Consider the following 13668-nt stretch of genomic DNA (forward strand, 5'->3'; position numbering starts at 1 on the left):
CCGCAACTACGCTTGCTATAGCCAAAAGGCTTGCAAAAAATAAAACTAAAGTTTCTCCCTAAAGGTGTTTTTTTAGCCCATTCTCAAAAAGTTAAGTTAATTCACAATGCTGATTTTAGCGCTGATACTATCGACAGCTATCAACCAACTGAAAAGATAAGGCACTTTTTATGTCATTATACCTTGGCGAAGGGAAGTGATGGTCCTAGCAAACATCCCCGTTTTCTATTTCTCAAATCAGAATACGATAGACTTATCAAGAAAGATCAATTCATTGAGCTAACGCTTACTTATGATTTTGATTAGTCCTTAACCTCAGCGTCAAAACCGGCGAAACCTGGCTGGGAGATTTAAGTGATACGGAGCTGAAGGAACCGGTGAGTTTGGGGTAATTTTCAGCAAAAAGCATCAATTGGATGAGTTTATTCAGTGAATTAACATTAATTCACTGAATAAACTCATCCAATTGATGCTTTTATCCTTATATCGGTCTCTTACACCTTTTTCGGATCTGGGTGTGTATACGGGCTTCGATACTCTCTGGCGAGCATTTTGGTAGCTTCTTTGTCGCCAACTACTTCCCGTTTCACAGGATCATAGACCATGGGGCGACCTGTTTCCATCGACATATTGGCCAGAATGCAACTAGCCGTTGAAATATGCCCTTGCTCAATATCAGCAACGGGGCGGCTGCTTTTTTCAATGGCGTCCAGGAAGTTAAGCATGTGCAGGCGGGTAGCAGGGGCTGCGTTCAGCTCAATTTTTGGATTGGTGTCTTCCGTAACGTCTTCTGGATATTTCTCTTTTTCATAGACGACATCCATATGTATTTTCTCGCCTTTTCCATCCGGAATGAAGTCGCACTGCATCGTACTACCCCATAAAGTTCCTTTTTCGCCGTAGAGCGTAAACGACCAGGGATAATCGGGATTGTTGGCCGTTCCCCAGGTTTTGTGATGCCACACACAGTTCAGTTCATCATACTCAAACAGCGCCGATTGCGTGTCGGAAATGTTCGATTTGCCCTCTTTCTGAACGTAAATGCCACCGTGTGAGCTAATCCGCTTTGGCCAGCCGAGGTTCAGCATCCAGCGAACGGTATCGAACATGTGTACGCACATATCGCCCGTAATGCCATTGCCGTACTCCTTGAATGTCCGCCACCAGCGCACATGGGGTAAGCCATCGTAAGGACGAAGCGGAGCGGGACCCGTCCACATGTTGTAATCCAGAAAATCAGGGACGGCTTGCACCGGGGGATTACCATTGGCCCGCATATGCAGGTCACAGGACATCTCTACGTGCGATATTTTACCCAGCAGACCCGCATCAACGATCTCTTTCTTAGCTCTGATCAGGTGAGGGGTGCTTTTGCGTTGCGTACCCACTTGCACAACCTTATTGTATTTCCGGGCAGCGGCTACCATCGCTTCGCCTTCCATGACGTCGACGCTGATCGGTTTTTGCACATACACGTGAGCGCCCGCTTTCACACAGTCGATCATTTGCAGCGCATGCCAATGGTCGGGGGTACCGATGAGGACAATATCCAGCTGATTTTCGGCCAGCATTTTTTTGTAATCGCCATACAGCTTTGGAGTCTGACCCGATTTCTGCCGCTGGCTCACCAACTTTGCCGCACCCGCCAGCATATTTTTATCAACATCGCACAGCGCGACAACATCTACAGGAGCAACCTGAATCAGGCGGAGTAAATCACTTTTGCCATACCAGCCCGTACCAATCAGGGCAACACGATACGCCTTTGGTGGATGCATCAGGTCCAAACCCCTGGCCCCAAAGGCGGTAAGCGCGAGTGAAGCCGTGGTGCCTTGTATAAACCGACGACGGTTAATATTGAATAGTTCCATGTGAATTGATAGTTCAGGCAGTAGCCAGGGTTTAAGTGAATTATTGTTTTAATAGCGCCATTACCGCATCATCGCCCACAACGGCACGGGCCGGGCGTGGGTGTTCGGCAGTAAAAACTTGTAAATCGGTAGCAGGTAATACGGTATTCGGCGTTTCGTCGATTTGACCATCTTTCAGAACACGGTTCAAATCCAGCTTCAGGTATTTCGCCAGGAAGTGGTAGGCGGCTGCCCGTTTGTTAGGCCCATAATCATGACCTTCCGTTGGCAAATGCACATTCTCGACCTTGTCTTTCGCGCCGTAATAGCTGTAAATGTTCTGGATATACGGATACTCCACATTCGGCGTATTCTTGGTCCAGTCTTTCCCGTCCGACACCAGTAGCATCGGCCGGGGGGCAGCAAGCGCGGCAATTTCGACGTTGCTGGTCTGATGCGTAGGACGCTTATGAATCGGCATGCCGCTTTCGCAAACGCAGCCCCCGAAAAAGTGGGCCGACACCATCACAACAGGTACCGAAACTTTTATGCGTGGATCGAGTGCAGTAAGCAGAAAGGTCTGCGTTCCCCCACCCGATTCGCCCGACATAGCAATCCGGTCTTTATCAACATCGGGAAGGCTGGTCAGGAAATCCAGTGCCCGCATCCCGTTCAACGTTTGTAGTTTTAGGGCTTCCGGAAGTTTATGCTCCGATTGCTTCGAATCTCCGTAGCCGATCATGTCATACGAAAACACGACAGCGCCCATGCGCGCTAGTGTCGCACACCGCTGTTGGGTGTATTCCATCAAGCGATTGTCCTGATTAGCGCCATGACCGTGTGAGCAAAGAATGCCAGGCACTTTTCCCGTTGCATTTAACGGTCGGTACAGGTTTCCCGTCACGAAAAATCCAGGCAAGCTCTCAAAGGCGACGTTCTCGACTGTATAACCATTTAATTTCCGAAGACTATGCCGGATGGGTTGAAGCGGAGCAAACTTGGGTTTCTCGGGCAGATTCATGCCCTCCCGAATACCTTTCCGAATCAGCGCTGCCCGAGAAACCCAACTGGCTTTGTCATGATAGGTGCTGGCAAATGTCTTCAACGCTTTTGCCCCCTCCTCTTCGGTGAAATAAGCGCCCTGGCATAAATCTGGGCGAGCCGGGTTAGGCTGCGCAATGACTCCTGTTAAGCTAATGACGTAACACAAAAGGAAGGAAATTCGGGCTGTCATAGATTTTAGTTCGTTTCACTAAACACGGAAACTAAAAGCGTCCTTTCATAAACTCTTACTCCCTGTGTGTCTGGTAATAGACCGCTGATTTTTAAGATTCATACGATCAATATGATTTAAGGCGAAAATCATATTGATCATAAGCATCTGCCGGCCCGCCGACGGTTGGTTCTATCCTAGCTCACTTCACTGTCGATCCCCGAATGATCAGATTGGTCGGCAACACGACTCGTTCAGGCTGAAACTCGTCTTCTTTAGTCAGCAACTGCCGGACTAAAACCTGAGCGGCCTGCTGGCCGAGTTCAGTAACGGGTTGAGAAATGGTTGTCAGGCCCGGTTCAATCAGGGCCGAAATGGGGTCGTCGCTAAACCCGACGAGCGCCAGATCATCGGGCACACGAATGCCCCGACGTTTGGCAACACTTAAGGCTTCGAGCGCAGTGGGGTCATTGATGGCAAACAACGCATCGGGTGGATTGGGCAGATTCAGCAGATGATTTACGTAGATGTTTGCCTTGTCCAGATTCAAATCATAGGAAATGATCAGTTCAGTATCAACAGGAATTCCGTACTTGGTTAAGGCATCACGGTAGCCGTTAAGCCGATTGCGGCTATTGGTGAGCGTGTCGGGTCCAGCCAGGTGCGCAATACGCCGTCGGCCGGTTTGAATCAGGTGCTCGACGGCCAGAAAAGCACCGTTATAATCATCCACCGTTACATTCGACACGTTCATCTCTTCACAAACGCGGTTGAAAAACACGACCGGAATACCCTTGCGCTGAAAAATCTTGAAGTGGTCGAAGTTGCGGGTTTCCTTCGTATGCGACACGATCAGGCCATCGACCCGGCTCGCCAACAGAGCTTTTGCGTTCGACACTTCCGTTTCGTAGGATTCATTCGAGTGACAGATAACCACATTGTAGCCCGACCTGGCCAGTTCTTCCTGCGCGCCAATAATCACTTTGGGGAAGAAAAAACTGATAAACTCCGGCACTATAATCCCTACCGTGCCCGTCCGATTGGTCAGTAACGAAATGGCCAACTGGTTTCGCTGGTAATCCACCTGGGCCGCCATATCGAGGATACGCTGGCGCGTCTTCCCGTTCACATTCGGGTGGCCTGTCAACGCCCGAGACACTGTTGATTTAGAAATCCCTAAGGCTCGGGCAATATCAATGATTGTGGTCTGATGTGTTGCCATAAACGTAAAGTTACTGGCGCGAGTATTCACTCGTGCCAGCATGGACACTACCAAGACATAAAATATAACAAATCTAATTTTATCTCTCTTCGTCCACTCTCCTATAAGCCTAAGCCGACTTTATTCTACTGAAAATATTGGGAACATTCCCAAAATATTGGGAATGTTCCCAATAAAAAAAGTCAATAAATTCTTTGCAGAATCACTATATGGGGTTAACATCGAATAAGTATTCAAAAAAGTCATCTATTCATGCTATTAACAGAGCAAGCAGTAAGAGATTATCTTTTTTGACACAAACAGAGCTTATCTAGTACCACCTTAGAACATTTTGTACTTTTTCAATTTTAACCATTCCTAAATCGAACGGGCAGTATGCTGCTTTACTTATGAAATCTATTCTACTACTACGAAGCGTGATCGGGCTGGTTTGTCTACTGCTAATCACGCTGGTGAGTCAGGCACAATCGACTCGCACCCTGACGGGCCGCATCACCGATGCCACAACCAACGGAGGGCTTCCCGGTGTTAACGTCCTTGTCAAAGGCACGCAACAAGGCACAACCACCAATGCAGATGGCCAATACACGCTCAATGTGCCAGCCAGTGCGGCTACCTTAACTTTTTCTTTTATTGGCTATGTATCTCAGGATGTGGATATCGCCAATCGAAGTACCATCGATGTTACACTAAAAGCCGACGACCGTTCGCTGAACGAAGTAGTGGTGGTTGGTTACGGAACCCAACGTAAGATTGAAACCACAGGCTCAATTGCGTCGGTAAAAGCAGCGGATCTGGTGCAAACGCCAGTTTCCAACGTTGCGCAGGGTCTGCAATCGCGGGTGGCCGGGGTTCAGGTGAGCCAGAATACGGGCGCTCCTGGTGGTAATATCAGCGTCCGGATTCGCGGAACAAACTCGATCAACGGAAGCTCTGAGCCACTGTATGTTGTGGACGGTATTCAGATTTCGAACAGTGGTGGTATCAATGACGTCAGTCCACTATCGACCATTAACCCGAACGATATTGAGTCAGTCGAAATCCTGAAAGATGCCTCGGCATCCGCTATTTACGGATCGCGGGCGGCCAATGGCGTTGTCCTGATCACGACCAAACGGGGTAAAACGGGTGCTACCCGCGTGACGTTCGATAGCTATTACGGCGTTCAGAAAGTAAACAAAACCTTGCCAGTTTTGAATGCGTCTCAATTTGCGCAGTTAGAAAATGAGGTGTTTAAAAACAATTTCTACCCCGACCCTGCATCCTTAGGTGAAGGCACGAACTGGCAAAGTCTCATTTTCCGTCAGGCGGCTATCCAAAACCACCAGTTGTCGATCAATGGTGGCAACGAAAAAACCCAGGTAGCTCTTTCGGCGAACTACTTCAACCAGGACGGCATTATCATCAATTCTGCCTTCAAACGGTATTCATACCGGCTGAATGTTGACCACCGGGTAAGCAAACTCCTGAAAGTAGGTACCAGTCTATTAGGCAGTTACGCGATTAACTCGGGGGTTACAACGGGATCTGAAACGATTGGTGATGCGGGCGTTGTCACGGCTTCCATCCTCGGCGCAGCCATTGGCGCACCGCCAACGTTGGTTCCTTACCGGGCCGATGGTACGCTCTTTCCATTTGGCGAACAAGCCGGTGGCCAATATCGGGAAGTTACGAACCCGCTGAACTTCGCCAGCGTCCTGAACCGGAACGCCATCAAACGGACGCTTGTCAACTTGTACGCTGATTTCAGCATTTTGAAAGGGTTAACCTACCGGGCATCGTTCAACGTAGATCTGCAAAGTAGCCTGCGCGACGGATACTCGCCCCGTTCGATTGTCAATAAAGCGGATTTGAATGACAACTCGGGGTCGGGTTTTAAGCTGAATGCCAATGGCTTGGCTTTACTGCATGAAAGTATTCTGACTTACAGCACGCTATTCGCCCAGAAGCACTCATTTAAAGCAACGGCGGTAGTGGCCTCCCAATCGGAGGACAACAATTCAAATCAGATCAACGCCACCGGCTTCCCGAACGATGCCACCCAAAACGAAGCCCTGCAACTGGCGTTAACCCGTACGGTTACCAGCAGCCGAAGTCGTACTCGTTTGGATTCGTACCTGGCCCGTATCAATTACGGCTATAAAGACAAGTATTTTCTGGATTTGACCGCCCGGGTCGATGGGTCGAGTAAATTCGGAGCCAATCACAAGTACGGTTTATTTCCGGCTGTTTCTGCCGCCTGGCGGATTATTGAAGAGCCATTTGCCAAGAACATTTCCTGGCTTTCGGATTTGAAACTGCGTGCCAGCTACGGTATTACCGGAAATGCCGGTGGCCTTAACCCGTACCAATCATTGGCAACGGTTTCGGCACCTAACCCTGGCAGTGATTACAACATTAATCACACGTACATGATTGGCATTAATCCATCAGGCATCGCCAATCCCGATTTGCGTTGGGAAAAATCTGCCCAAGCTGACATTGGTCTTGACATTAGCTTACTCAACAACCGCATCAGCGTCATTGTCGATGCGTACCAGAAAACTACCAAAGACTTATTGTATGTAAAAGGCCTGCCGTTAAGCTCTGGATATGGCACCATTACCGGCAACTTTGCCTCGCTGGAGAACAAAGGACTAGAATTCGCCGTAAACGCCCGGATTCTGGATGGTCCTCTGAAATGGAATGTGTCTGGTAACATGACCATGAACCGGAATAAGGTGCTGGATCTGGATGGTGGCACTACGCAGGAACGGTTTATTACCGCTTATTCAATCTTGAAAGTTGGTCAGCCACTTGGTGTTTTCAAAACCTACGTATTCGATGGGATCAACCAAACCGGCGATGCTATTCTTCCCGGTTACGACGGCCGTTTGGGTGGGCTGAAAGTGAAGGACATTAACGGCGACGGCACCATTTCGGCTGCCGATCAGGTGATCACCGGCAATCCGAACCCAAAGTTCATTTACGGTTTCTCCACGAATTTGTCGTTCAAAGGATTTGACCTGAGCATGTTCCTGTCGGGTTCGCAGGGGAACGACATTTACAATGCCGCCCGCCTATCGTTTGAAATGCCATTGGGACAACGGAACCAGTTGGCAGGGCTTGCCAATCGCTGGTCGCCTACCAATCCGAGCAATCAATACGTGAGCGGTTTTCAAGCCGGTCGCCTACCCGTGACGAGTCAGGTGGTTGAAGATGGTTCGTACCTGCGCTGCAAGAATCTGACGCTGGGCTATACGCTGCCACGCATTAAAGGGGTTCAGCAAATTCGGGTATATGTGAGCACCAACAACCTGTTCACGATCACGAAATACAGCGGTTTCGATCCGGAAGTGAATACCTATGCGGGATCAAATACCGCCATCGGTATCGACAATCTGGTATATCCACAAGCCAAATCATTCCTGGGCGGTCTTCAGGTCACGTTTTAAACCAGGATTTATATGATTCAACTGACTGACTATGACTTGGATTGATTAAAGTGTTTCGTAGAAACTAAAAAAATCAAGGTCGGTCAATAAAATCAAAAAAATCCCGGTTCAGACAATCTCAAACACATGAAAAAGATACTTATTCCTATACTCGTTGCCTTCGGCCTGACCTCCTGTGAGCTGGATGAAACCATTTATTCGTCCATTTACACCGAAGCCTTTTACAAAACTGCCGCCGATGCGGAGAAAGGACTCATTGCAGCTTACGATCCGTTTGCGGATATGTACAGCGGCCCGGCCGGAACCCTGATCGCTGACTTTAGCGATGATCAGACCTATCCGCGTGGCGTGGTGGGCCGTAATACGTTGACGCTCTTTACCTACGACATCAACTACACGACTCAGAAAAGTAACTCCCGACTCAACGAGGCCCCCCAGCAAATCTGGACATCGGGCTATGATGGCATCGAAAAAGCCAACTGGATTATCGCCAAAGTTCCGGCGGCTGTGATGGACGAAACCCGCAAAAAGCAGATCATCGGCGAAGCCTATTACCTGCGGGCGTTCTACCTCTGGATGCTCACCAAAAATTTCGGTGATGTAGTGATCAAGACCACGCCCAGCTATTCGCAAGCAGATGCCATTCTTGGCAAAAGCCCAAAAGCCGATGTGTATAAGCAGATTTATGCCGATTTAGACCTGGCCTTCGCAGCGGGTTTACCATCCTATCCGGCGGTTGATAAAGGCCGTCCCTCTAAAGAAGTAGTCAATGCGCTGTATGCGAAAGCGGCTTTGTATAACGAAGAGTGGCAGAAAGCGCTCGAAAAAGCCCAGGCGGTAATCACATCGGGGAAATACTCCCTGATGCCGGATGTACGCAACGTGTATAAATACGATCAGGAAGATGCCGCTCGTATCGAGAATATGTGGGCGTATGAAGTTGATCCGATTTCACCGGGTCGGTCGCACCAGTTAACGGGCCTGTGCGGGCCTCCTGCCAGCGCCGGACCGGAATACGGCAAAACGACCTTCGGATCGATGTTCGCGTATCAGTCATTCTACAATTCATTCAACCCTGCGGATAAGCGCCGACTACTGCTCGACACGACCTACGTGGATAAAAATGGCAAAACCATTCCACAAAGGAGCATTACGCCCATTACAACCGACGGCGTATTGATCAAGAAATACCAGGACCCAGTTTCGACCCTGAATTTGATCCCAAATATTCCAATTTTCCGCCTGGCCGATATGTACCTGATTGCCGCCGAAGCCGAAGCCCGTCTAAACGGCGCGACGCCCCTGGCGTATGGCTACATCAACACCATTCGGAAGCGGGCAGGTTTGCCTGATTTACAAACCGGTCTAAGTAAAGACGCCTTCGTTGATGCCGTTCTCCAGGAGCGAGCCTGGGAGTTTTTTGCCGAAGGCGACCGCTGGTACGACCTCACCCGTACCGGCAAATTCCTGACGGTTATTCCCAAGGCCGTCAACGCCGTTTATCCGGTTCGGAACGTAACGGCGAAGAATAAATATTTCCCGATTCCGCAGGATGAACTGAACGCCAATCCGAAACTGGAGCAGAATCCGGATTGGAAGTAAGAGTACCCCTAAATCCCCTAAAGGGGACTTGGCTCATGCTTAGAAAAAGTCCTCTCTAGGGGATTTAGGGGTTTTTAAAACGTATCCTCGGTCTGTGTCCTCACCACAGCCAGTCAAACTCCTAACCTGACGGCTATGGTGTCCTCACAGAACGCTTTAATGACGGCTAGTCACAGACGTTCTGTGAGGACACAGACCGAGGATGCGGATGCAAAAGCAAAATTAAAGACCTTATTTAGAAATGATACGCTCAACGACTTTTTTACTAATCCTTCTCACTCTTTCCGGTTTTTCGGAACGGCCGGAAGGGTATGTCAGGAAGTCGGAGAAAATACGGGAGTTTACCATTACGGAGAACGATACGACGTCATACACCCTAAAACTGGCTTTTAATGAGCTGGATCAGCCGTCGTATTTCTTTCGGAATGTGTTTACGCCCGTCTGCCTGACGGGTGAGTGCAAGCCAGTATATATCAATTTCTATTGGGATCTTTTGGGCAACTACACTCGCTACGATTTACCGCCGGGAGAAGTACTCACCAAAATGGATCACCGGGAGTTCAAACAGGAAGACTACGATAAGTTACGGGACATTCTGGACAATACGAACTCGCTGCTGAAAGACGTAGCGATGGAGGATCTGGTCGGGAAAGGCACCGAAAATCTGGCCGACTCGGTAGATGCCAAAGCGGGCGCGACCTTGAAAACCGTTAAAAATGAAGTGATCGATGGCGCGGTGTATACCTGTTACACGCTTTGGCACATCGCTCATGGAAAGGTGGCCGATGAAATGCAAAAGATAACCGAATCGTACCGGACAGACGACCTGCTGCACCGCTTTCTGACTAGCAGTAACTATCATTACCAATACTGGGCAATGGAGAAAGTGGTCGATAAGGCAGGGAATGTAGTGGAGGCATTTACGACCGATATGCTGCAGATCATCCGGGGGAAAAACGTTTTTACGGCCCGATCGGCCTTGCAAAAAATTAGTAACCCGTTTTTTGCTAGTAATGCTCGTCAGGTCTGGCTTTGGGAAACCTACCAATCAGCGGGCTACCCAATGCAAATCGCTATTCTGAAAAAGCTGGCTAAAATCCCGTTCCAGAATTCGCTGGCCGAAGCAACTGCTAAAGCGATGGTTAATGCCAATCGGGAGCAGTTTACGCTGATGCTCAAGTTGCTGGAAACTCAGCCCAAATTGTCCGAGAAAGCCCTGCAAACGATGGCCAGTGAGTTAGATACACCCAATCAGGACTATGCAACGGAGATCAACCGAGTCCTAACCAATTTCCATCCGAAGAACCGCGCTGTTGTGGCAAAGATGAACGCCTTTAAACATAAAGCTACGCAAACCAGATAGAACGCTGATTATCATGATTATTAAGATTTCTCTATGATATTTTCAGCAAAACAGAATATCCATTTCAGCTCAAGAAATTATAGATCATAACCAATAATAAGCATCATAAAAATCAGCGTTCTATCAATCCAAATCGAAAAATGAGATGAAATCAATTTATCAATTTCTGTTCTTCCTGCTGCTTTCTCTGCCTCTGGTGGCGCAGGATCAGGTTTTTGTCGAGACGGAATCGTTTCAGAATAAAGGCGGCTGGGTAATCGACCAGCAATCCTTTGTCGTTATCGGTTCCTCCTACATGATGGCCCACGGGATGGGACGTCCGGTAAAGGACGCGACAACAACAGTAAGCTTCCCCAAAAAGGGCAAATACCAACTCTGGGTACGCACCAAAGACTGGGCCCCTTTTCCGAAAGGTCCAGGGAAATTTCAGGTGGTCGTTGATAATCAGCCCGTAAAAATGGTCTTCGGCGAAAGCGGTTCGGACGAATGGAAATGGTATAACGGTGGAGAAGTTGATATTAAAAGCGATCAGGTCAATCTGGCCCTACATGATTTAACTGGTTTCAACGGTCGCTGCGACGCGATTCTGTTTACGAACGCGCCTAAATTCACACCACCTGATAAGCTGGAGGCATTAACTGCCTTTCGGAATAAACTACTCAATCTGACCGGCACTACGGCCAATGCGGGGCAGTTCGATCTGGTTGTTGTTGGAGGAGGTATTGCCGGAACCTGTGCCGCACTTTCAGCCGCTCGCATGGGTTTAAAAGTGGCCCTGATTCAGGATCGCCCGTTGTTAGGCGGAAATAATAGTTCGGAGGTTCGGGTGCATCTCCGGGGCGAAACCGATCAGAATCACTATCCTAAACTCGGCCGTATCGTTCGGGAAATGGACAATGGCGATCCGGGCAATGGCAATCCGAACGGCAACGAATATGGCGATGCCCGGAAAATTGCCATCGTGAAAGCCGAACGGAACATTAAGCTGTTCCTGAATACCCACGTGTACAAAGCCGAAAAAGATAAGGATAAAGTAACCGCGGTTGTGGGCAGAGATATAGCTACCAACAAGGAAACTCGCTTCGAAGGAACCTACTTTGCCGACTGTACCGGCGATGGTACGCTCGGGGCTCTGATTGGTGCCGACTACCGGTTTGGTCGCGAGAGCAAGGCCGAAACGGGGGAATCACTTGCCGCTGAAAAATCGGATAACTTTACGCTGGGTACATCCAATCTATGGGCCTCGCTGGAGCGAGATACCGCTTCGTCATTCCCCGAGGTGCCCTGGGCGCTGCCCTTTTCGGATGAGTATCACATCGATGAAGCTCGCTCCGACTGGCAGTGGGAAACGGGTTTCGGGAATTATAACACCATCACCGATGCCGAGAAAATACGCGACCATAATCTGCGGGCGATCTACGGCAACTGGTCATATCTGAAAAAGAATAAGTCCGAAAAATACGCGAAGCGTGAACTCGCCTGGGTGGCTTACATTGGTGGCAAGCGCGAATCTCGTCGGCTCCTCGGCGACCATATTCTTACCCAAATGGACATTCAGGAAGGCAAACAATATCCGGATGGCACCGTAACCGCTACCTGGACTATTGACTTACACTTTCCTGACCCCAAGAACAGCAAATACTTTGAGGGACAGGAGTTTTTTGCCGGAACGAAACACATCAAAGTGGCTCCGTATACCATTCCATACCGCTGTTTGTATTCGAAGAATATTTCCAACCTATTTATGGCGGGTCGTAACATCAGTACAACACATGTGGCTTTTGGCAGTACGCGCGTTATGCGTACCTGCGGTATGATGGGCGAAGTTGTTGGCTTTGCCGCCTACATGGCTAAAAAATACAATACGGCTCCACGGGGCGTTTATCAGGAACACTTGCCGGAATTTATGGCAATCATTAAAGATGAACCCACAGCAAGCAGCAAGCCTTAGAAGAACCCCCAACCCCCTAAAGGGGGCTAAAACCTCCGGGAGAAAAGCCCCCTTTAGGGGGTTGGGGGTTCTTCTATTTCTCTTCACTACCTCTTTCTCAGCGGCCACGGAGCTGCCAATGGTCAATCTGGAAGGGGAAGCGCAGGGAACAACGTATCATATCAAGTACCGGGACGAGCAGCAGCGTAATCTCAAAAAAGAAATTGATTCGGTCCTGATCACGATTGACAAATGCCTGTCGACCTATCGGGCAGACTCCGAGATTTCGCGGTTCAATCGGTCGGAGAGGCACCAGTTTGAGTCGCCCTATTTTTATCCGGTTTTGAAAAAATCGGAAGAAGTATTCCGGGCAACCAACGGGGCTTTTGATCCAACCGTCATGCCGTTAGTCGAAGCCTACGGGTTTGGTCCTAAAAAAATACGATTACCTGAGCCAGTTAACATTGATTCATTAGTACAACTAGTTGGTTTTCAAAAGGTCTCATTCGACGCTGTGTCGATCCGGAAGCTAACCAAAAATATACGGCTGGATTTCAATGGGATTGCCCAGGGTTACTCGGTCGATGTTGTTTCGGAGTTTCTGGAAAGTAGAGGCATTGATCGGTACATGGTAGAAATTGGCGGGGAGATTCGTACTAAAGGGAAGAAAGGCGAAGACCAGGTCTGGACAATCGGGATTGAAAACCCACTTCAGCCCGGAAAAATGCTGACGACTCTGAAACTGGTAAACCGGGCGATGACAACCGCTGGAAATTACCGCAACCACTACGAATCGAATGGCCAGACGTTTAGCCACATCATCAATCCCAAAACGGGGATGATGGAACAAAGTTCGGTGTTGAGCGTAACAGTTTTTGCACCGGATGCGATCACTGCCGATGGGTACGATACGGCCTTTTTCGTGATGGGTCTGGACGCCACGAAGCGGTTTCTGTCGACCCGGAAAGACCTGGACGTATACATTGTTTACACCGGGGAGGACGGCCAACCAAAGACATTCGTTACCGAAGGATTGAAAAAAGAGCAGTAGCCA

9 protein-coding genes are annotated in these 13668 nt (G+C 49.1%); 6 read left to right on the forward strand and 3 right to left on the reverse strand.

Annotation, left to right across the window (positions count from 1 at the left end):
• Window positions 1–30: 30 nt before the first annotated feature.
• The gene (locus EXU85_RS35585) at window positions 31–306 is read left to right on the forward strand and encodes a hypothetical protein (protein WP_168207913.1); all 276 of its coding nucleotides are present in this window, start codon (window positions 31–33) and stop codon (window positions 304–306) included.
• A 188-nt stretch (window positions 307–494) separates the two neighbouring features.
• On the opposite strand, the gene EXU85_RS34070 is transcribed toward EXU85_RS35585, so the two are convergent.
• From EXU85_RS34070 to EXU85_RS34080, 3 genes are all read right to left on the reverse strand, one after another.
• The gene (locus EXU85_RS34070; RefSeq protein WP_142776351.1) at window positions 495–1871 is read right to left on the reverse strand and encodes a Gfo/Idh/MocA family protein; all 1377 of its coding nucleotides are present in this window, start codon (window positions 1869–1871) and stop codon (window positions 495–497) included.
• A 40-nt stretch (window positions 1872–1911) separates the two neighbouring features.
• Window positions 1912–3084 carry a S9 family peptidase gene (locus tag EXU85_RS34075; protein ID WP_142776352.1) on the reverse strand — a complete coding sequence of 391 codons (1173 nt, stop codon included), beginning with the start codon at window positions 3082–3084 and terminating at the stop codon, window positions 1912–1914.
• A gap of 181 nt (window positions 3085–3265) precedes the next feature.
• Complete coding sequence (locus EXU85_RS34080; protein ID WP_142776353.1) at window positions 3266–4285, reverse strand: LacI family DNA-binding transcriptional regulator; 1020 nt, start codon at window positions 4283–4285, stop codon at window positions 3266–3268.
• A 389-nt stretch (window positions 4286–4674) separates the two neighbouring features.
• Between EXU85_RS34080 and EXU85_RS34085 the strand changes: the two genes are divergently transcribed.
• From EXU85_RS34085 to EXU85_RS34105, 5 genes are all read left to right on the forward strand, one after another.
• Window positions 4675–7719, forward strand: coding sequence for a TonB-dependent receptor (locus EXU85_RS34085; RefSeq protein WP_142776354.1), 3045 nt, complete (start codon window positions 4675–4677; stop codon window positions 7717–7719).
• A gap of 126 nt (window positions 7720–7845) precedes the next feature.
• A complete protein-coding gene (locus EXU85_RS34090; protein WP_142776355.1) occupies window positions 7846–9321 on the forward strand; it encodes a RagB/SusD family nutrient uptake outer membrane protein in 1476 nt (491 codons plus the stop codon).
• 241 nt (window positions 9322–9562) lie between these two features.
• The gene (locus EXU85_RS34095; protein WP_142776356.1) at window positions 9563–10684 is read left to right on the forward strand and encodes a hypothetical protein; all 1122 of its coding nucleotides are present in this window, start codon (window positions 9563–9565) and stop codon (window positions 10682–10684) included.
• Between the two features lie 145 nt (window positions 10685–10829).
• On the forward strand, window positions 10830–12635 hold the full coding sequence (locus tag EXU85_RS34100; protein WP_142776357.1) for an FAD-dependent oxidoreductase: 1806 nt from the start codon (window positions 10830–10832) through the stop codon (window positions 12633–12635).
• A 118-nt stretch (window positions 12636–12753) separates the two neighbouring features.
• On the forward strand, window positions 12754–13665 hold the full coding sequence (locus EXU85_RS34105; RefSeq protein WP_246859363.1) for an FAD:protein FMN transferase: 912 nt from the start codon (window positions 12754–12756) through the stop codon (window positions 13663–13665).
• Window positions 13666–13668: the final 3 nt, after the last annotated feature.

It is taken from the genome of Spirosoma sp. KCTC 42546 (assembly GCF_006965485.1).
GTDB lineage: Bacteria > Bacteroidota > Bacteroidia > Cytophagales > Spirosomataceae > Spirosoma.

Bases quoted from the DNA above. Each gene is read 5' to 3' on its own strand.
- EXU85_RS34075 (WP_142776352.1), bottom strand. From the start codon at position 3,084: ATGACAGCCCGAATTTCCTTCCTTTTGTGTTACGTCATTAGCTTAACA.
- EXU85_RS34100 (WP_142776357.1), top strand. From the start codon at position 10,830: ATGAAATCAATTTATCAATTTCTGTTCTTCCTGCTGCTTTCTCTGCCT.
- EXU85_RS34105 (WP_246859363.1), top strand. From the start codon at position 12,754: ATGGTCAATCTGGAAGGGGAAGCGCAGGGAACAACGTATCATATCAAG.
- EXU85_RS34080 (WP_142776353.1), bottom strand. From the start codon at position 4,285: ATGGCAACACATCAGACCACAATCATTGATATTGCCCGAGCCTTAGGG.
- EXU85_RS34085 (WP_142776354.1), top strand. From the start codon at position 4,675: ATGAAATCTATTCTACTACTACGAAGCGTGATCGGGCTGGTTTGTCTA.
- EXU85_RS34070 (WP_142776351.1), bottom strand. From the start codon at position 1,871: ATGGAACTATTCAATATTAACCGTCGTCGGTTTATACAAGGCACCACG.
- EXU85_RS34090 (WP_142776355.1), top strand. From the start codon at position 7,846: ATGAAAAAGATACTTATTCCTATACTCGTTGCCTTCGGCCTGACCTCC.
- EXU85_RS34095 (WP_142776356.1), top strand. From the start codon at position 9,563: ATGATACGCTCAACGACTTTTTTACTAATCCTTCTCACTCTTTCCGGT.